This window comes from uncultured Clostridium sp. (genome assembly GCF_947036855.1).
In the GTDB taxonomy this organism is placed as follows: Bacteria; Bacillota; Clostridia; order Clostridiales; family Clostridiaceae; genus Sarcina.
Genome location: NZ_CAMQRY010000003.1, coordinates 15541 through 34941, shown reverse-complemented (window position 1 = coordinate 34941; position 19401 = coordinate 15541). Strand labels below are relative to the sequence as shown.

Genomic DNA, 19401 nt, shown 5'->3' with positions numbered 1-19401 from the left:
CCTCCTTTCTACAGAAATTAAGCTTTAACACTATTTCTGATAACTACTGTACTTTTATTTGCTCCTGGAATACCACCTTTTACTAAGATAACATTCTTATCTGCCATAACCTTAACAATTTCAAGGTTTAATACAGTTCTGCTAACTGAACCCATGTGTCCTGGTAATCTTTTGTTTTTAAAAGTTTTTGATGGATCAGATGAAGCTCCCATTGAACCTGGTGCTCTATGGAACTTAGAACCGTGACTCATAGGCCCTCTGCTTTGTCCCCATCTTTTAATAACCCCTTGGAATCCTTTACCTTTAGAAACTCCTGATACGTCAACTTTTTCTCCAACTTCAAAAATGTCAGCATTAATAGCATCACCAAGATTATATCCTGATATATCTTCTAATCTGAATTCTTTAAGAGTTCTTCTGAAAGAAACTCCAGCTTTAGCTAAGTGACCTTTTTTAGGTTTGTTAAGTAATTTTTCTCTTACCTCTCCAAATCCTACTTGAATTGCTTGGTATCCATCGATTTCAACTGTTTTCTTTTGAACAACAACATTTGAACCAACTTCTACTACTGTTACAGGTACAACTTTTCCATTCTCATCGAATATTTGAGTCATACCGATTTTTTTACCTATTATAGCTTTTTTCATGTAGCTACACCTCCCAAACTTATTAGCGGATTGCTTACGCATTCATAATAGCCTATTTTTTAATATAATGTTGAGATTATATTATAATTTTATTTCGATATCAACACCAGCTGGTAAGTTTAATCTCATTAATGCATCAACTGTTTTAGGTGATGGGTTAACGATATCTATTAATCTCTTGTGTGTTCTGATTTCGAATTGTTCTCTTGAATCTTTGTAATTATGAACAGCTCTTAAGATAGTTATTATCTCTTTACTTGTTGGAAGCGGTACTGGTCCTACAACCTTTGCTCCTGTTGTTTTAGCTGTTTCAACAATTCTTTCAGCAGATTGATCTAATATTGTGTGATCAAAAGCCTTTAATTTAATTCTTATTTTTTGCTTTGACATATGCTTTCCCTCCTTTTCTTGTACGTTTTACTTCTAACGCACAACAGCGTTGTTCTATAAACTGTCCCTGGTGTTTCTTTTATTTCGAAAACCAGTATAAAACACCTGTCGTTGGATTCTAGATCCTAACATACTCATCAAGAATAACCCGGAAGTCCGGCAACCTCTCGATTCATCGCTGTTTGCTTTGCAACTTCTTAATTATACTATGTATATTCTATTTTTTCAAGTTTTTTTTAAAAATAATTTCACTGAATGTCTCTACAATATATAATACATCTTTTTTTAATTTTTACAAGAAAAACTTTTTATAATTAATATATAAACAGTTCTTGAAATTTATTAATATGCACTTTATTTTTATATAAAAAAAGAGTAGATGATTTATCATCTACTCTTTAATCTCACTAAAACTATAAAATTTAATTTACTTTTCGCGCTAAAAAATAATTCAATTTAAAATAGCTTTAATATTTTTTGTATATCAAAAATTAATTACTTTGTTATTGTAGTAACAACTCCTGAACCTACTGTTCTTCCACCTTCTCTGATAGCAAATCTTAATCCCTCTTCCATAGCGATTGGGTGTATTAATTCAACAACCATATCTATATGATCTCCTGGCATTACCATTTCCATTCCGTCTGGTAATTTTATTGATCCTGTTACATCAGTTGTTCTAAAGTAGAACTGTGGTCTATATCCATCGAAGAATGGAGTATGTCTTCCACCTTCTTCTTTTTTAAGTACATATACTTGACCTACAAAGTTTGTATGTGGCTTAACTGATCCTGTTTTAGCAAGAACTTGCCCTCTTTGTATATCATCTCTTTGAACTCCTCTTAAAAGAGCTCCTATATTATCTCCTGCTTGAGCATCATCTAATAATTTTCTGAACATTTCTATTCCTGTTACTATTACTTTTCTGCTCTCTTCTACTAATCCTACGATTTCAACTTCTTCAGCTATGTGAAGTGTTCCTCTTTCAATTCTTCCTGTTGCAACTGTTCCTCTTCCTGTTATTGTGAAGACGTCCTCTATTGGCATTAAGAATGTTAAGTCTGTTGATCTCTCTGGTGTAGGGATATAACTATCAACTGCATCCATTAACTCTAAGATTGGTGCTATTGCAACTTCATCTGAAGGGCTTTCTAATGCTTTTAATGCTGATCCTTTTACTACTGGAATATCATCTCCTGGGAAATCATACTCACTTAGTAATTCTCTTATTTCCATTTCTACTAACTCTAATAACTCTTCGTCATCAACCATGTCAGCTTTGTTTAAGAATACTACTATATGACTAACTCCAACTCTTGAAGCTAATAGTATATGCTCTCTTGTTTGAGGCATTGGACCATCTGCAGCTGAACATACTAGGATTGCTCCATCCATTTGTGCAGCTCCTGTGATCATATTCTTAACATAGTCAGCGTGACCTGGACAGTCAACGTGAGCATAGTGTCTTTCTTCTGTTTCATACTCAACGTGTGCTGAGTTGATTGTGATTCCTCTTGCTTTTTCCTCTGGTGCTTTATCTATTTCGTCATATTTGAAAGCCTCAGCTCCACCTCTTACTGCTAATACTGATGTGATAGCAGCTGTTAATGTAGTTTTACCGTGGTCTACGTGACCTATTGTTCCAATGTTTACGTGTGGTTTATTTCTCTCGAATTTAGCCTTTGACATATAAATTCCTCCTTTAATTTTAAATAATTATATTAATACTTCTTATTAATTAACTCTTTTTCCAGCAATATCTTCTTGAACATTCTTTGGAACCTCTCCATAGTGATCAAACTCCATTGAGTATGTTCCTCTACCTTGAGTTCTTGATCTTAATGTTGTTGCATATCCAAACATTTCTGAAAGTGGAATAAATGTGTTAACAACTTGTGCTCCACCTCTAGCTTCCATACCTTCAATTCTACCTCTTCTTGAGTTAGCATCTCCGATAACATCTCCCATATATTCTTCAGGCATAACAATTTCAACCTTCATTATTGGCTCAAGTAATACTGGATCTGCTTTTTTCATAGCATTTTTAAATGCCATTGATCCAGCTATTTTAAATGCCATTTCTGATGAATCGACATCATGATATGAACCATCATAAACTTTAACTTTGAAGTTAATAACTGGATATCCAGCAATTATACCACTAGCTGAAGCTTCTTTGATACCATTATCTATAGCAGGAATATATTCTCTAGGAATTGACCCTCCTGTAACACCATTTTCAAATAAATACTCACCTTCATGTGGTGTCATAATAATCTTACAGTGACCATATTGACCTTTACCACCTGATTGTTTAGCATATTTAGCTTCTGCATGAACTTCATTTCTGATTGTCTCTTTGTATGCAACCTGTGGTGCTCCAACATTACATTCAACTTTAAATTCTCTTCTTAATCTATCAACTATAATGTCTAAGTGAAGCTCACCCATACCAGCTATAATTGTTTGTGCAGTTTCTTGATCTGTCCAAGTTTTAAATGTTGGATCTTCTTCAGCTAATTTAGATAAAGCTAATCCCATTTTTTCTTGAGCTGCTTTTGTTTTAGGCTCAATAGCAACTGAGATAACTGGCTCTGGGAAGTCCATGCTCTCTAAGATTATTGGATGGTCTTCTGAACATAAAGTATCACCTGTTGTAGTGTTCTTTAATCCAATTATAGCACCAATTTCTCCCGCTTCTAATGATTCTATCTCTTCTCTTGAGTTAGCATGCATTTTTACAAGTCTACCAATTCTTTCTTTTTTATCTTTAGTAGAGTTAAGTACATATGTTCCACTAGTTAAAACACCTGAATAAACTCTTGTAAATGCTAATTTTCCAACAAATGGATCTGTTGCAATTTTAAAAGCTAATGCTGATAATGGTGCTTCATCAGAAGCTTCTCTAGTATCATCATTTCCTTCTAAATCAGTTCCTTTGATAGCTTCGATATCTAAAGGTGATGGTAGGAAGTCAACAACTCCATCAATCATTCTTTGAACACCTTTATTTTTATATGATGATCCACATATTACTGGTACTATTTGATTAGCTATAGTAGCTTTTCTTAAAGCAACTTTTAACTCTTCTTCTGTTAATTCTTCACCTTCAAGGTATTTTTCCATTAACTCATCATCAGTTTCAGCAATTGCATCTATCATCATTGTTCTGTATTCTTCAGCTTGCTCTTTATATTCATCTGGAATTTCACCTTCAAATACATCTTGACCTAGGTCATCATTGAATATTACAGCAACATTTTTAATTAAATCTACCATACCTTTGAATTCTAATTCTTTTCCTATTGGAATTTGTATAGCAATAGCATTTGTTCTTAATCTATCTCTTACTGAAGCTATACAGTTATAGAAGTCTGCTCCTGTAGCATCCATCTTATTAACATATATCATTCTAGGAACACCATACTTATCTGCCTGTCTCCAAACAGTTTCAGTTTGAGGCTCAACTCCACTTTTAGCATCTAATACAGTAACTGTTCCATCAAGTACTCTTAATGATCTTTCAACCTCTACTGTGAAATCTACGTGTCCTGGAGTATCTATTATATTTAACTCATAACCTTTCCACTCACATGTTGTAGCTGCTGAAGTAATTGTTATACCTCTTTCTTGTTCTTGAACCATCCAGTCCATTGTAGCAGCACCTTCATGAGTTTCACCTATTTTATGTTTTCTTCCTGTATAAAAAAGAATACGCTCTGTAGTAGTAGTTTTACCCGCATCTATATGAGCCATTATTCCAAAGTTACGGAATTTTTCTAATGCATATTTTCTTGCCATTAAAATTTCCTCCTCTTCTATTTATGAATTATTTTTAAATTCAACAAAACTGTTTTGGCTTAACCAAAACAGCTTTGTACTTAGTATTAGAATCTATAATGAGCGAACGCTTTGTTAGCTTCTGCCATTTTGTGAGTATCTTCTCTCTTTTTGACAGCTGCTCCAGTGTTGTTAGACGCATCAAGTATTTCTGCTGCTAATCTCTCTCTCATGTACTTTTCGCCTCTTTTTCTAGTAGCTATAAGTAACCATCTTAACCCTAAAGTTTGTCTTCTCTCTGGTCTTACTTCTATTGGAACCTGGTAGTTAGCACCACCTATTCTTCTAGCTTTAACTTCTAGTAATGGCATTATGTTAACTAATGCTTCCTCAAATACTTCATTAGCATCTTTTCCTGATTTCTCAGCAATGATTTCAAAAGCATCATAACATATTTTTTGAGCTATTCCTTTTTTACCATCTAACATTACTGAGTTAACTAATTTAGTTACAGTAACTGTCTTGTATATAGGATCTGGTAACACTTCCCTTTTTGCGATATGTCCTTTTCTTGGCACTTTTCTTCCCTCCTTAATAATTCTAACTTAAGTTCATCGGTACTCGACATAACTTTAATTACATTTTGTCGTAAAGTGCATGCTTCTATCTATAATAAACTATATAATCTATCTTTTAATTGAAGTCATAGCACTTAAGCTAAGTTTAAAATGAAATATTATTTCTTCTTAGGTCTCTTAGCACCGTACTTTGATCTTCCTTGCATTCTGTTAGCTACTCCAGCTGAGTCTAATGCTCCTCTGACAATATGGTATCTAACACCAGGAAGGTCTTTTACTCTTCCACCTCTTATAAGAACAACACTATGTTCTTGTAAGTTGTGGCCTACACCTGGAATGTAAGCTGTAACTTCGAATCCGTTTGTTAATCTAACTCTTGCAACTTTTCTTAAAGCTGAGTTAGGTTTCTTAGGAGTACTTGTTTTTACTACTGTACAAACTCCTCTTCTTTGAGGGCACTCTTTAAGCGCTGGCGCAGTTGACTTAGTAACTAATGTTTTTCTGCCTTTTCTTACTAATTGATTAATTGTTGGCATACCTTTCACCTCCTGATTATTTCATAACATTCTATATTAAATATGATGTTAACATCTTCATAGTACTAATATATCTCAATTAATACTCATTATTTAATGTGTGAATAGCTTTTTAGCTATACACACAAATTGTATTTTATCACTTTAAAATAGCTCTGTCAATAATTTAAATACTATTCTTCAATGATGTTTACTTGTTCATCTTCTTCTAAATCAGTATCAGTATTTAATTTCACAGATCTATATTTCATCATTCCTGTACCTGCTGGTATTAACTTACCAATAATAACATTTTCTTTTAATCCTATTAATGGATCAATTTTACCTTTAATAGCTGCATCTGTAAGAACTCTTGTTGTTTCTTGGAATGATGCTGCTGATAAGAAACTATCTGTAGCAAGAGATGCTTTAGTTATACCAAGTAAAACTTGGTCTCCTTTAGCTGGTTCTCCGCCTATTTTTGCAATATTCTTATTTGTTCCATGGAAATCAAACATATCAACCATTACACCAGGTAATAATTCAGTATCTCCTGATTCAGTTACTTTTATCTTTCTAGTCATCTGTCTAACAACTACTTCTAAGTGTTTATCATTTATATCAACACCCTGTAATCTATAAACTTTTTGAACTTCTGATAAAAGATACTGTCTAGCACCATCAACACCTTTGATAGCCATTATATCATGAGGATTAACTGATCCTTCTGTAATTTCTTCTCCAGCTTCAATTGTTCCTCCATCAAGAACTATTACTCTTGAACCAAATGGAATATCATATGCATATTCTTCGCCATCTGCTGACATAACATATACATTCTTCTTCTTTTTAGTTTCTTCTATTCTTAATGTTCCATTAACTTCACTTACCATAGCTAGACCTTTAGGCTTTCTAGCTTCAAATAACTCTTCAACTCTTGGAAGTCCTTGCGTGATATCTGATCCAGCAACTCCACCAGTATGGAAAGTTCTCATTGTAAGCTGTGTTCCTGGTTCACCAATTGATTGAGCTGCAACTATACCAACAGCTTCTCCAATATTTATCTTCTCAGATGTTGCCATATTCATACCATAGCACTTAGCACATACTCCAAATTTAGAAGAACATCTAAATACTGATCTTATTTTAACTTTTTCAATATTAGTTTCAGCAACTTTAGCCGCTAATTCTGATCCCATATAAGTATCATTAGCTACTAATAATTCACCACTTACAGGGTGATATATTGCTTCAGCTGAATATCTTCCTGTTAATCTTTCTTCTAAGCCTTCAATAGTTTCTGTACCCTCTTTTATTTCTGATACGTACATCCCATCATCTGTGAAACAATCTTCCTCTCTAACTATAACATCTTGGCTTACATCAACAAGTCTTCTTGTTAAATATCCTGAGTCAGCAGTTTTAAGAGCTGTATCAGCATTTCCTTTTCTAGCTCCGTGAGTTGATATGAAATATTCTGATACATCAAGACCTTCTCTAAATGAAGCTCTGATTGGAAGCTCTATTATCTTACCTGAAGGATTGGCCATAAGCCCTCTCATTCCTGCAAGTTGCTTAATTTGAGCTTTTGATCCTCTGGCTCCTGAATCAGCCATCATAAATATAGGATTAAACTTATCTAGACTATCCATTAATGCATTAGCTACATCTTCTGTTGTATTAGTCCATTTTTCAATAACTCTTTCATATCTTTCTTCATCTGAAATAAGTCCTCGTCTATACATTTTCTCAATTTTTTCAACTGTTTCATCTGCATCTTTTAATAATCCTTGCTTCGCGTCTGGTACTATCATATCAGACGCAGATACAGTTATAGCACCTATTGATGAGTAGTGATATCCTGTTGCTTTAATAGCATCTAACATTACTGATGTCTTTGTTGCTCCATGCTTTAAGTAACATTTATCTATTATTTTCCCTAAACTTTTCTTAGTTATTAAGAAATCTATTTCTAAATCAAACATCTCTGCTTCATCTTCTCTATTAATAAACCCTAAATCTTGAGGTATTGCTTCATTGAATATTACTTTTCCTGGAGTCGTTTTTATTATTCCAGTTTTTATTTCTCCATTAACTTCTCTCTCAATTTTAACATTTATTTTAGCATGTATAGATATTTGCTTTAATTGATAAGCCATTATAACTTCATTAAGACTTGCAAAGTATCTACCTTCACCTTCTGTATTATCCTTATCCATTGTCATGTAATAAGTTCCAAGAACCATATCCTGTGTTGGAATACATACTGGTTTACCATCTGATGGTTTCATTATATTTCCAGCTGCTAGCATTAAGAACCTAGCTTCAGCTTGTGCTTCCACTGATAATGGTACGTGAACAGCCATTTGATCTCCATCAAAATCAGCATTATATGCTGTACAAACAAGCGGATGTAATTTTATAGCTTTTCCTTCTACTAGTACTGGTTGGAAAGCTTGAATTCCAAGTCTATGAAGTGTAGGAGCACGGTTAAGTAATACTGGATGATCAGCTATAACTTCTTCTAAAACATCCCATACTTGTGGCATAATTCTTTCTACTAATCTCTTAGCATTCTTGATATTATGTGATATTCCTTCTTCTACTAATTTCTTCATTACAAATGGTTTAAATAATTCTAAAGCCATTTCTTTTGGAAGTCCACATTGATACATTTTCAATTCAGGTCCAACTACAATAACTGATCTTCCTGAATAATCAACTCTCTTACCTAGTAAGTTTTGTCTAAATCTACCTTGTTTACCTTTTAGCATATCTGATAATGATTTCAACGGTCTATTACCTGGTCCTGTTACTGGTCTTCCTCTTCTACCGTTATCTATTAAAGCATCAACCGCTTCTTGAAGCATTCTCTTTTCATTTCTAACGATAATATCTGGAGCACCTAAATCTAATAATTTTTTAAGTCTATTATTTCTATTTATAACTCTTCTATATAAATCATTTAAATCAGATGTAGCAAATCTTCCTCCATCTAATTGAACCATTGGTCTTAAATCTGGTGGTATTACTGGTATAACATCAACAATCATCCACTCAGGCTTATTTCCTGATTTTCTAAATGATTCTATAACTTCAAGTCTTCTTATTATTCTAACCTTTTTTTGTCCTGTACTTTGCTTTAACTCTTCTTTAAGTTCTACTGAACCTCTTTCTAAGTCAATTTCAGCTAATAGCTTTTTAACAGCTTCAGCTCCCATAGCAGCCTCAAAATTTTCTTCACCATATTTATCAGCAGCTTCTCTATATTCTTTTTCATTTAAAAGTTGTTTTTTAACTAATCCAGTTTCTTTTGGATCTATTACAATATATGAAGCAAAATATAAAACTTTTTCTAAAGATCTTGGTGACATATCCATAATTAATCCCATTCTTGATGGAATTCCTTTAAAGTACCATATATGTGATACTGGTGCTGCAAGTTCAATGTGACCCATTCTTTCTCTTCTTACCTTAGACTTAGTCACCTCAACTCCACATCTATCACAAACTACACCTTTATATCTAACTCTTTTATATTTTCCACAATGACATTCCCAGTCCTTTATTGGTCCAAATATTCTTTCACAGAATAAACCATCTCTTTCTGGTTTTAATGTTCTATAGTTTATAGTTTCAGGTTTTTTAACTTCACCTCTAGACCAATTTCTAATTTGCTCTGGTGAAGCTAACCCTATTTGTAAAGCATCAAAATTATTTAATTCAAACAAGGGTGTATCCTCCCTTCATATTATTGTAGTTTAATAAATCCCCTACTAAATTATCCAGTAGGGGAATATTCTCTTTTAGAATATCTTCTACTAGTCAAGGTCAGTAGAATAAACCGATATTTATTATAAATTACTTAAATTATCTTATTCAAAATCATCTATTTCTAAGTCAGTTGTTAAATCTTCAAGATCTAAATTATCATAATCTACGTCTTCTTCTTCAACTTCTGTTTCGTCAATATAAGTATCATCTGAAGATTCTGCATTTGCTTTCTCTTCTTCACCTTCTATATTAACTTCTAACTCTTCTATTTCATCTTCAACAACTTCTTTAAGTTTTACTTCTTCATTTGAATTATTTAAAACTTTAACATCTAGACATAAAGCTTGTAATTCTTTAATAAGAACTTTAAATGATTCAGGTACACCTGGTTCTGGAATATTTTCACCTTTTACAATAGCTTCATAAGTTTTAACTCTTCCGACAACGTCATCAGACTTAACTGTAAGAATTTCTTGTAAAGTATGTGCAGCTCCATATGCTTCAAGAGCCCAAACTTCCATTTCTCCAAATCTCTGACCACCAAATTGAGCTTTTCCACCCAATGGTTGTTGAGTAACTAATGAGTATGGACCTGTTGATCTAGCATGGATTTTATCATCAACTAAGTGAGCAAGTTTAAGAATATACATTATTCCAACTGTAACTCTACTATCAAACTCATCCCCTGTTCTACCATCTCTTAAAACAGTTTTCCCATCAGCATTATATCCTGCTTCTTCTAAGTATCTTTCAATGTCTGCTTCTGTAGCACCATCAAATACTGGAGTTGCAATATGCCATCCTAATGCACTTGCTGCCCAACCTAAATGAACCTCTAGCACTTGCCCGATATTCATACGTGAAGGAACTCCTAATGGATTCAGACATATTTGAAGTGGTCTACCATCTGGTAAGAATGGCATATCTTCTTCAGGTAAAACCCTTGAAATAACCCCTTTGTTACCATGACGTCCAGCCATTTTATCTCCAACTGATATCTTTCTTTTTTGAGCAATATAACATCTTACTAATTCATTTACACCTGGAGATAATTCATCACCATTTTCTCTAGTAAATACTTTAATATCAACAATTATACCAGCTTCTCCGTGTGGAACTTTTAGTGAAGTATCTCTAACTTCTCTAGCTTTCTCACCAAATATAGCTCTAAGTAATCTTTCTTCAGCTGTTAATTCTGTTTCACCTTTTGGTGTAACTTTTCCAACTAATATATCTCCAGATCTTATCTCAGCACCAATTCTAATTATACCTCTTTCATCTATATCTTTAAGAGTATCTTCACTTACATTAGGTATATCCCTTGTTATTTCCTCAGGCCCTAACTTAGTGTCTCTAGCTTCACATTCATATTCCTCTATATGGATTGATGTAAATACGTCTTCTCTAACTAATTCTTCCGAAATTAGCATAGCATCCTCATAATTATATCCTTCCCATGTAATGAATCCCATTCTAATGTTTTTACCTAAAGCAATTTCTCCTAAATCAGTTGATGGTCCATCTGATAAAACTTGCCCTTGAGCAACTTTTTCATTTTTATCAACTAAAGGTTTTTGATTAATACAAGTACCTTGGTTACTTCTCTTAAATTTAAGAAGTCTATATACATCAATACCACCATCAAGATCTCTCTTAATTCTAATTTCATTTGCACTTACATAATCTACAGTTCCTGCATTTTTAGCTTTTGGTAAAACCCCTGAGTCAACCGCAGCTCTAAACTCTATACCTGTACCTACTACAGGTGCTTGAGGTTTTAATAATGGAACAGCTTGACGTTGCATATTAGAACCCATAAGAGCTCTTGAAGCATCATCATTTTCAAGGAATGGTATCATAGATGTAGCTACTGATACTATTTGTCTTGGAGATACGTCCATTAAATCTATATCTTCTTTAGGAACAATAACCACTTCTTCTTTGATTCTTGCAGTTATTCTTGCATCTAAGAATCTACCATCTTCAGCTATTGGCTCATTTGCCTGTGCTATTAGATATTTATCTTCCTCATCTGCTGTGAAATATTTAATTTCACTTGTTATAAGTCCTGTCTTTTTATCAACAATTCTATAAGGAGTTTCCATAAATCCATACTCATTTACTTTAGCATATGTAGCTAATGAGTTAATAAGTCCAATATTTGGTCCCTCTGGTGTTTCTATAGGACACATTCTTCCATAATGTGAGTGATGAACGTCTCTTACTTCAAAACCAGCTCTTTCTCTTGAAAGACCTCCTGGTCCAAGTGCTGATAATCTTCTTTTATGTGTTAACTCTGATAATGGATTTGTTTGGTCCATGAACTGAGATAATTGTGAGCTACCAAAGAATTCTTTTATAGCTGCTGCAACTGGTCTTATATTTATTAATTGCTGTGGTGTAATTCCTTCTTGGTCTTGAATAGTCATTCTTTCCTTAACTACTCTTTCCATTCTAGATAAACCAATTCTAAATTGATTTTGAAGTAATTCTCCAACACTTCTTAATCGTCTATTACCTAAATGATCAATATCATCTTTTTCACCAATTCCATAAGTAAGACCAATTTCATAACTTATAGTTGCAAAAATATCATCTTTAATGATATGTTTAGGTATAAGTCTATTCATGTTTTTCTTTAATTCAACTTTTAACTCAGCTTCATCAGAAAAATTATCTAATATTTCTTTAAGTGTAGGATAATGTACTAACTCCTTAAATTTTAAATCAGATATATCAAAACTTATATACTTTCTTATATCAACAAAATGATTTCCAATAGCTCTAATAACTCTATCTTCAACTAAAAGATCCACTGAATTTATACCAGCATTTTGTATATCATCTGATATTTCTCTTGATATTTTTTCACCTTTAGCAACAAGTATTTCTCCAGTTGAAGGGTCAATTATATCCTCTGCTGATATTTTATTAGCAATTCTTAAGCCTAAAGCTAATTTTTTATTGAATTTATATCTTCCAACTTTAGATAAATCATATCTTTTAGCATCAAAAAATAAAGAGTCAATAAGTGAAACCGCACTATCAACTGTAGGTGGTTCACCTGGTCTTAATCTTTTATAAATCTCTAAAAGAGCTTCCTCTTTAGTTTTTGTGTTATCTTTTTCAATACTAGCTTTAAACCTTTCTTCTTCTCCGAAATAATCTAATAGCTCTTGATCACTACCGATTCCCATAGCTCTTGCCAAGATTGAAATAGGTAGTTTTCTTGTTTTATCTATTCTTACGTAAATAATATCATTAGAATCTGTTTCATATTCTAACCAAGCACCCCTGTTAGGAATTACTGTAGCTCCAAATAATTTTTTACCATTCTTATCTACACTTGAATTATAATAAACTCCTGGTGATCTAACTAATTGAGATACAATAACTCTTTCAGCACCATTAATGATGAAAGTTCCTTGATCTGTCATTAGTGGGAAATCTCCCATAAACACCTCTTGTTCCTTTATTTCTCCTGTTTCTTCATTTTGAAGTCTTACAGTAACTTTTAAAGGAGCTGCATATGTAGCATCTCTCTCTTTACATTCTTCTACTGTATACTTGACATTTTCCATATCAAGATTATACCCAACAAACTCTAATACTAAGTTTCCTGTGAAGTTTGCAATAGGATTTATATCATCAAAAACCTCTTGTAAACCTGCTTTTAAAAACCAGTGGTATGAATCTAACTGAACCTCTATTAAATTAGGCATTTCAGCGACATCTTTTACCTTAGCAAAGCTCATCCTTGTTCTTTTTCCAACTTGGATAGGATGTACCATCAATATTCACCCCTCGTATAAACTAAAATAACCCAAAAGCGGACTTTCCCTAAGGACTTTTGCTTTTGGACTGCATACAATATCATCTGTTTAGTATACCCAACTTTACATTTTTTATTCAAATATAATGTTATATATACTCATATACAATAATAATACATTTAATTATAGTAACATAGTGAAACTTGTCTGTCAATAAAACCATAATTAAATATTTTTCAAAAAAAAAGAGGTACTATTAAGCACCTCTATTTTATAAATTATGAGAAAGTAGAATTATTTAACTTCTACTGTTGCTCCAACTTCTTCTAACTTAGCTTTTATTTCTTCAGCTGCATCTTTAGTTATAGCTTCTTTTAATGTCTTAGGAGCTCCATCAACTATTTCTTTAGCTTCTTTTAATCCTAATCCAGTAACTTCTCTTACTGCTTTGATTACTTTTATTTTACTTGCTCCAACACTAGCTAATACTACGTCGAACTCAGTCTTTTCTTCTGTTGTAGCTCCAGCTACTCCAGCTGCAGCTACAGGAGCAGCAGCGCTTACTCCAAACTCTTCTTCACAAGCTGATACTAGCTCGTTTAATTCTAAAACTGTCATATTTTTGATTGCTTCTATTATTTGATCTTTTGTCATTTTTAGCACCTCCGAAATTTCTTTCTTATTTTATTTTTTTTAGTTTATTATTCTGTTACTTCTGTCTCTTTTTGATCTTTTATTGCACTTAATAAATATGCAAAATTTGATATTGGAGACTTGATGCTTCCAAGGAATTTCCCAATAAGAACTTCTCTTGAAGGAATCTCTGCAAGCATTGCAATTTTTTCTGAATCGTAGATAATTCCATCAACGATACCAGCTTTTAATGTTAATTTCTTGCTTGATTTAGCAAAGTTATTTAAAACTCTAGCTGGAGCAGTAGCATCTTCATATCCGAATGCTATTGAAACTGGTCCACTTAAGAATTCTGTTATACCTTCAAGTCCAAGCTCTTTAGCAGCTAATACTACTAAACTGTTTTTGTATACTTTATACTCAACACCAGCTTCTCTTAAAGATTTTCTTAATTCAGTATCTTGTTCTACTGATAATCCTTGATAGTTAGAAAGTACTACAGATTGAGCTTTTTCTAATTTCCCTTTGATTTCAGCAACTTTTGCTTCTTTAATTTGTCTATTCTTGTTCACGGTGTGTCCACCTCCTCACAGTTAAAAACTGCTTAATATATTAAGAAAAGTCCCCCCGTAGACTAGGAAGACTTAAATATATAAATCAGTCCTATGTAGGTTGCATGCGTTACACTTTACGTACCTACGGTCTACGGAAACTTTATTTACTTTTTAACAAGATTTATTATAATTAATTATTGAAAATATGTCAATAGTTAATTAATACTAATCTAAAACTTTTGATGGATTAATTTTAGCTCCTGGTCCCATTGTTGCAGAAACTGAAACTGACTTAATGTATTGTCCTTTAGCAGCAGCTGGTTTAGCTTTTACTAAAGCTTCCATTAAAGCTTTAAAGTTTTCTCCAAGTTTTTCAGCTCCGAATGAATCTTTACCGATTGGGCAGTGAACGATAGAAGTTTTATCAACTCTATATTCAACTTTACCAGCTTTGATATCTTCTATAGCTTTAGTTACATCAAATGTAACTGTTCCAGATTTAGGATTTGGCATTAAACCTTTAGGTCCTAAGACTCTTCCTAATCTTCCTACAACACCCATCATATCAGGAGTTGCAACTACAACATCAAATTCAAACCAGTTTTCACCTTGTATTTTTTGAAGCATATCTTCTGCTCCAACAAAATCTGCTCCTGCAGCTTTAGCTTCTTCAGCTTTAGCTCCTTTAGCGAATACTAAAACTCTTACTACTTTACCAGTTCCGTGAGGAAGTACTACAGCACCTCTTACTTGTTGGTCAGCATGTCTTGGGTCAACACCTAATCTTACGTGTAACTCAATTGTTTCATCGAATTTAGCTTTTGCAGTTTTAACAGCAAGCTCTAAAGCTTCTGCTGGAGTATATAATGCATTCTTATCTACTAATTTTGCACTTTCAACATAATTCTTTCCCATTGTAAATCCTCCTATGTGGTACTAACGGTTTCGACCTCCCACTTATTTTGTATGTTATTATTCTTCTATTGTAACACCCATACTTCTTGCAGTACCTGCTACCATTCTCATAGCAGACTCAACTGAAGCTGCATTTAAATCAGGCATTTTCATTTCAGCTATTTTTCTAACTTGATCTTGTGTTAATTGTCCAACCTTAGTTGTATTCGGAACACCTGATCCACTTTTTAATCCTAATTCTTTCTTAATTAAAACAGCAGCTGGTGGAGTCTTTAGTATAAAACTAAATGATCTATCCTGATATACTGTTATAACTACTGGTATTATTAAACCAACTTTATCTGAAGTTTTTGCATTGAACTCTTTACAGAATCCCATAATATTAACACCATGTTGACCTAAAGCTGGTCCTACTGGTGGTGCAGGAGTTGCCTTCCCTGCTTGAAGTTGAAGTTTTATCATTCCTGTTACTTTTTTAGCCATGAGTTATTCCTCCTATTACTGTGGTGTTTTCGGGGTTTCCCCTCCCACTTAATTAAGACTTTCGTCTAAATTATCTAATCTAATTTTTCTAATTGGTTAAAATCTAGTTCGGCAAGTGTTTCTCTTCCGAACATATCTACTAAAGCCTTAACTTTAGAGTTTTCTAAGTCAATTTCTTCTATTACAGCTGTACAACCAGCTATAGCTCCTGAAATTACCTTAATAGTCTCTCCTACTTCAAGGTTGATATCCACGTATCCATCTTGAACACCCATCGCTTCAACTTCTGCATCAGTAAGAGGAACTGGCTTAGACCCAGGTCCTACGAACCCTGTAACTCCTCTAGTATTTCTAACCACATACCATGATTCGTCTGTCATAAGCATTTTAACTAATAAATATCCTGGAAACTTTTTTCTTAAAGTAGTTTTAATCTTCCCGTCTTTTTCTTCAGTATACTCTTCCATAGGAATTTGCATATCAAAAATAAGTCCTGGAATATTTCTGTTTTCTATTGTTTTTTCAATAGTAACTTTTACTTTATTCTCGTATCCAGAATAAGTGTGTACTACGTACCATTTTGCTGTTTCACTCATATCAATTCTAAGGCGCTTTTAAAGCCTTTAAACCTCCTTTTTCTAATTAAAGTTTGAATATAAATTCAAAGAGGTTTTTAAACACAAAATCTACGCTACCAACTAAAATAATCGCAGCAATAGTTACCACAAGGACAGCTATTATTGCTTTTTTAGCTTCTTCTTTGGATGGCCAAGTTATTCTTTTAACCTCAGCCCTAACCTCTTTTAAAAATTGAATAGGACCTACCGCTTTCACAGATGTATCCTTACCTTTTCCATTTGCAGCCATTTGTTTCACATCCTTAACACCCTATGAGTTAATAACAAATAGATTGATCAATCAATCTGTTTATTATTTTGTTTCTCTATGAAGAGTATGTTTTTTACAGAATTTGCAATATTTATTCATTTCAATTCTGTTTGGATTATTTCTTTTATTTTTCATTGTACTGTAATTTCTTTGCTTACACTCTGTGCATGCTAAAGTTACTTTTACTCTCACGTTCAGCACCTCCAGTTTCCTATATATAAAGTAATGTCTACTATCTCGACTTTATTTGCAATAATAACACTATCACAAAAGTATATTAATGTCAACAATTCTCGACTATGTAAAGGACTAGGTTATTACACCCAGTCCTACATGTTTGAGATTGAAAAGTCTCTTTTTGTATATCAAAAATTGATTACTTTGTTATTGTAGTAACAACTCCTGAACCTACTGTTCTTCCACCTTCTCTGATAGCAAATCTTAATCCCTCTTCCATAGCGATTGGGTGTATTAATTCAACAACCATATCTATATGATCTCCTGGCATTACCATTTCCATTCCGTCTGGTAATTTTATTGATCCTGTTACATCAGTTGTTCTAAAGTAGAACTGTGGTCTATATCCATCGAAGAATGGAGTATGTCTTCCACCTTCTTCTTTTTTAAGTACATATACTTGACCTACAAAGTTTGTATGTGGCTTAACTGATCCTGTTTTAGCAAGAACTTGCCCTCTTTGTATATCATCTCTTTGAACTCCTCTTAAAAGAGCTCCTATATTATCTCCTGCTTGAGCATCATCTAATAATTTTCTGAACATTTCTATTCCTGTTACTATTACTTTTCTGCTCTCTTCTACTAATCCTACGATTTCAACTTCTTCAGCTATGTGAAGTGTTCCTCTTTCAATTCTTCCTGTTGCAACTGTTCCTCTTCCTGTTATTGTGAAGACGTCCTCTATTGGCATTAAGAATGTTAAGTCTGTTGATCTCTCTGGTGTAGGGATATAACTATCAACTGCATCCATTAACTCTAAGATTGGTGCTATTGCAACTTCATCTGAAGGGCTTTCTAATGCTTTTAATGCTGATCCTTTTACTACTGGAATATCATCTCCTGGGAAATCATACTCACTTAGTAATTCTCTTATTTCCATTTCTACTAACTCTAATAACTCTTCGTCATCAACCATGTCAGCTTTGTTTAAGAATACTACTATATGACTAACTCCAACTCTTGAAGCTAATAGTATATGCTCTCTTGTTTGAGGCATTGGACCATCTGCAGCTGAACATACTAGGATTGCTCCATCCATTTGTGCAGCTCCTGTGATCATATTCTTAACATAGTCAGCGTGACCTGGACAGTCAACGTGAGCATAGTGTCTTTCTTCTGTTTCATACTCAACGTGTGCTGAGTTGATTGTGATTCCTCTTGCTTTTTCCTCTGGTGCTTTATCTATTTCGTCATATTTGAAAGCCTCAGCTCCACCTCTTACTGCTAATACTGATGTGATAGCAGCTGTTAATGTAGTTTTACCGTGGTCTACGTGACCTATTGTTCCAATGTTTACGTGTGGTTTATTTCTCTCGAATTTAGCCTTTGACATTGTAAATTCCTCCTTTAATTTTAAATAAACTTTGCCTAGTGTTTTCACTCTTACAAGTTTTTGGAGCTCATGATCGGACTTGAACCGACGACCTCCGCCTTACCAAGGCGACACTCTACCAACTGAGCCACATGAGCAACTTTATACCTATATTCTAATTTATCTCTATACTTTTATGAGTTTACTACTAATACTTATTTTTGTCAATAATATATTAATAAATATCACTCTTCTTTTTTTCATAAAAAGACTTCTCTAATTTCTTCTTAACTCGCTGTAATGCATTATCTATAGATTTAGCTTCACGATCAAGATCTTCTGCTATTTCTTGATAACTTTTACCATCTAAATAGTAATTCAAAACTTCCATTTCTAAACTTGATAAAACACTTTTTATTTGAAGCTCTATATTCGCAACATCTTCTTTTCCTATTATCAAAGCCTCTGGATCTGTTATTTTCATTCCATCTATAACATCTAATAATGTTCTCTCAGAATCTTCTTCATAGATCGGCTTATTTAATGAAACATATGTATTAAGAGGTATATGTTTTTGCCTTGTTGCTGTTTTTATAGCAGTTATTATTTGCCTTGTTATACAAAGTTCTGCAAATACTCTAAAAGAACTTTCTTTATCCTCTTTAAAATCTCGTATTGCTTTATATAAACCAATCATACCTTCTTGGTATATATCTTCTTTATCTGCCCCTATTAAAAAATATGATTTTGCTTTAGCTTTCACAAACTGCTCATACTTATTAATTATAAAATCTTGCGCTATATTGTTACCAGTTTTTGCTACTAAAACTATTTCTTCATCAGTTTTATTTACTATCTCATTTTCCATTAACCTCAAACTTCCAACTGTCCCCATAATTCTCCCCCCTTTTATACCATATAA

Annotated in this window: 17 protein-coding genes and 1 tRNA gene; all 18 read right to left on the bottom strand. The window is 33.2% G+C overall.

Annotated features, from left to right (window positions below):
• Nucleotides 1–17: 17 nt before the first annotated feature.
• The 18 genes from rplC to sigH all read right to left on the bottom strand — a co-directional run bounded on the left by rplC (nucleotide 18) and on the right by sigH (nucleotide 19374).
• Nucleotides 18–647, bottom strand: a complete 630-nt coding sequence (gene rplC, locus Q0V15_RS01155; RefSeq protein ID WP_297435161.1) for a 50S ribosomal protein L3 — start codon at nucleotides 645–647, stop codon at nucleotides 18–20.
• A gap of 81 nt (nucleotides 648–728) precedes the next feature.
• Nucleotides 729–1037, bottom strand: coding sequence for a 30S ribosomal protein S10 (rpsJ, locus tag Q0V15_RS01150; RefSeq protein WP_297435159.1), 309 nt, complete (start codon nucleotides 1035–1037; stop codon nucleotides 729–731).
• A gap of 495 nt (nucleotides 1038–1532) precedes the next feature.
• Nucleotides 1533–2726, bottom strand: coding sequence for an elongation factor Tu (gene tuf / locus Q0V15_RS01145; protein WP_297435145.1), 1194 nt, complete (start codon nucleotides 2724–2726; stop codon nucleotides 1533–1535).
• Between the two features lie 45 nt (nucleotides 2727–2771).
• The gene (fusA, locus tag Q0V15_RS01140; RefSeq protein ID WP_297435157.1) at nucleotides 2772–4838 is read right to left on the bottom strand and encodes an elongation factor G; all 2067 of its coding nucleotides are present in this window, start codon (nucleotides 4836–4838) and stop codon (nucleotides 2772–2774) included.
• 86 nt (nucleotides 4839–4924) lie between these two features.
• The gene (gene rpsG, locus Q0V15_RS01135) at nucleotides 4925–5395 is read right to left on the bottom strand and encodes a 30S ribosomal protein S7 (RefSeq protein ID WP_297435156.1); all 471 of its coding nucleotides are present in this window, start codon (nucleotides 5393–5395) and stop codon (nucleotides 4925–4927) included.
• 158 nt (nucleotides 5396–5553) lie between these two features.
• Nucleotides 5554–5931: a 30S ribosomal protein S12 gene (gene rpsL, locus Q0V15_RS01130; protein ID WP_297435155.1), complete on the bottom strand. Its 378-nt coding sequence runs from the start codon at nucleotides 5929–5931 to the stop codon at nucleotides 5554–5556.
• A gap of 173 nt (nucleotides 5932–6104) precedes the next feature.
• The gene (gene rpoC / locus Q0V15_RS01125; RefSeq protein WP_297435154.1) at nucleotides 6105–9641 is read right to left on the bottom strand and encodes a DNA-directed RNA polymerase subunit beta'; all 3537 of its coding nucleotides are present in this window, start codon (nucleotides 9639–9641) and stop codon (nucleotides 6105–6107) included.
• A gap of 144 nt (nucleotides 9642–9785) precedes the next feature.
• Nucleotides 9786–13475, bottom strand: a complete 3690-nt coding sequence (gene rpoB, locus Q0V15_RS01120; protein ID WP_297435153.1) for a DNA-directed RNA polymerase subunit beta — start codon at nucleotides 13473–13475, stop codon at nucleotides 9786–9788.
• Between the two features lie 276 nt (nucleotides 13476–13751).
• Complete coding sequence (gene rplL / locus Q0V15_RS01115) at nucleotides 13752–14111, bottom strand: 50S ribosomal protein L7/L12 (protein ID WP_297435152.1); 360 nt, start codon at nucleotides 14109–14111, stop codon at nucleotides 13752–13754.
• Between the two features lie 47 nt (nucleotides 14112–14158).
• Nucleotides 14159–14662: a 50S ribosomal protein L10 gene (gene rplJ / locus Q0V15_RS01110; protein ID WP_297435151.1), complete on the bottom strand. Its 504-nt coding sequence runs from the start codon at nucleotides 14660–14662 to the stop codon at nucleotides 14159–14161.
• Nucleotides 14663–14869: 207 nt separating this feature from the next.
• Entirely contained in the window at nucleotides 14870–15559 is a 690-nt protein-coding gene (gene rplA, locus Q0V15_RS01105; RefSeq protein ID WP_297435150.1) for a 50S ribosomal protein L1, read from the bottom strand.
• 57 nt (nucleotides 15560–15616) lie between these two features.
• A complete protein-coding gene (gene rplK / locus Q0V15_RS01100) occupies nucleotides 15617–16042 on the bottom strand; it encodes a 50S ribosomal protein L11 (protein WP_297435149.1) in 426 nt (141 codons plus the stop codon).
• A gap of 74 nt (nucleotides 16043–16116) precedes the next feature.
• On the bottom strand, nucleotides 16117–16638 hold the full coding sequence (nusG, locus tag Q0V15_RS01095; protein ID WP_297435148.1) for a transcription termination/antitermination protein NusG: 522 nt from the start codon (nucleotides 16636–16638) through the stop codon (nucleotides 16117–16119).
• Between the two features lie 46 nt (nucleotides 16639–16684).
• Nucleotides 16685–16909 carry a preprotein translocase subunit SecE gene (secE, locus tag Q0V15_RS01090; protein WP_297435147.1) on the bottom strand — a complete coding sequence of 75 codons (225 nt, stop codon included), beginning with the start codon at nucleotides 16907–16909 and terminating at the stop codon, nucleotides 16685–16687.
• A gap of 63 nt (nucleotides 16910–16972) precedes the next feature.
• Nucleotides 16973–17122 (bottom strand): 50S ribosomal protein L33, encoded by a 150-nt coding sequence (rpmG, locus tag Q0V15_RS01085; protein WP_297435146.1) that lies wholly within the window; start codon nucleotides 17120–17122, stop codon nucleotides 16973–16975.
• Between the two features lie 184 nt (nucleotides 17123–17306).
• Nucleotides 17307–18500 (bottom strand): elongation factor Tu, encoded by a 1194-nt coding sequence (gene tuf, locus Q0V15_RS01080; protein ID WP_297435145.1) that lies wholly within the window; start codon nucleotides 18498–18500, stop codon nucleotides 17307–17309.
• A 61-nt stretch (nucleotides 18501–18561) separates the two neighbouring features.
• Nucleotides 18562–18637, bottom strand: a tRNA-Thr gene (locus Q0V15_RS01075).
• A gap of 77 nt (nucleotides 18638–18714) precedes the next feature.
• Nucleotides 18715–19374 (bottom strand): RNA polymerase sporulation sigma factor SigH, encoded by a 660-nt coding sequence (gene sigH / locus Q0V15_RS01070; protein WP_297435144.1) that lies wholly within the window; start codon nucleotides 19372–19374, stop codon nucleotides 18715–18717.
• Nucleotides 19375–19401 lie beyond the last annotated feature (27 nt).

What these genes read in the sequence shown, in the direction of transcription:
- sigH (WP_297435144.1), bottom strand. Translation starts at nt 19,374, where the DNA reads ATGGGGACAGTTGGAAGTTTGAGGTTAATGGAAAATGAGATAGTAAAT.
- rplA (WP_297435150.1), bottom strand. Translation starts at nt 15,559, where the DNA reads ATGGGAAAGAATTATGTTGAAAGTGCAAAATTAGTAGATAAGAATGCA.
- secE (WP_297435147.1), bottom strand. Translation starts at nt 16,909, where the DNA reads ATGGCTGCAAATGGAAAAGGTAAGGATACATCTGTGAAAGCGGTAGGT.
- fusA (WP_297435157.1), bottom strand. Translation starts at nt 4,838, where the DNA reads ATGGCAAGAAAATATGCATTAGAAAAATTCCGTAACTTTGGAATAATG.
- rplL (WP_297435152.1), bottom strand. Translation starts at nt 14,111, where the DNA reads ATGACAAAAGATCAAATAATAGAAGCAATCAAAAATATGACAGTTTTA.
- nusG (WP_297435148.1), bottom strand. Translation starts at nt 16,638, where the DNA reads ATGAGTGAAACAGCAAAATGGTACGTAGTACACACTTATTCTGGATAC.
- rpsJ (WP_297435159.1), bottom strand. Translation starts at nt 1,037, where the DNA reads ATGTCAAAGCAAAAAATAAGAATTAAATTAAAGGCTTTTGATCACACA.
- rpsL (WP_297435155.1), bottom strand. Translation starts at nt 5,931, where the DNA reads ATGCCAACAATTAATCAATTAGTAAGAAAAGGCAGAAAAACATTAGTT.
- tuf (WP_297435145.1), bottom strand. Translation starts at nt 2,726, where the DNA reads ATGTCAAAGGCTAAATTCGAGAGAAATAAACCACACGTAAACATTGGA.
- rpoB (WP_297435153.1), bottom strand. Translation starts at nt 13,475, where the DNA reads ATGGTACATCCTATCCAAGTTGGAAAAAGAACAAGGATGAGCTTTGCT.
- rplC (WP_297435161.1), bottom strand. Translation starts at nt 647, where the DNA reads ATGAAAAAAGCTATAATAGGTAAAAAAATCGGTATGACTCAAATATTC.
- tuf (WP_297435145.1), bottom strand. Translation starts at nt 18,500, where the DNA reads ATGTCAAAGGCTAAATTCGAGAGAAATAAACCACACGTAAACATTGGA.
- rplK (WP_297435149.1), bottom strand. Translation starts at nt 16,042, where the DNA reads ATGGCTAAAAAAGTAACAGGAATGATAAAACTTCAACTTCAAGCAGGG.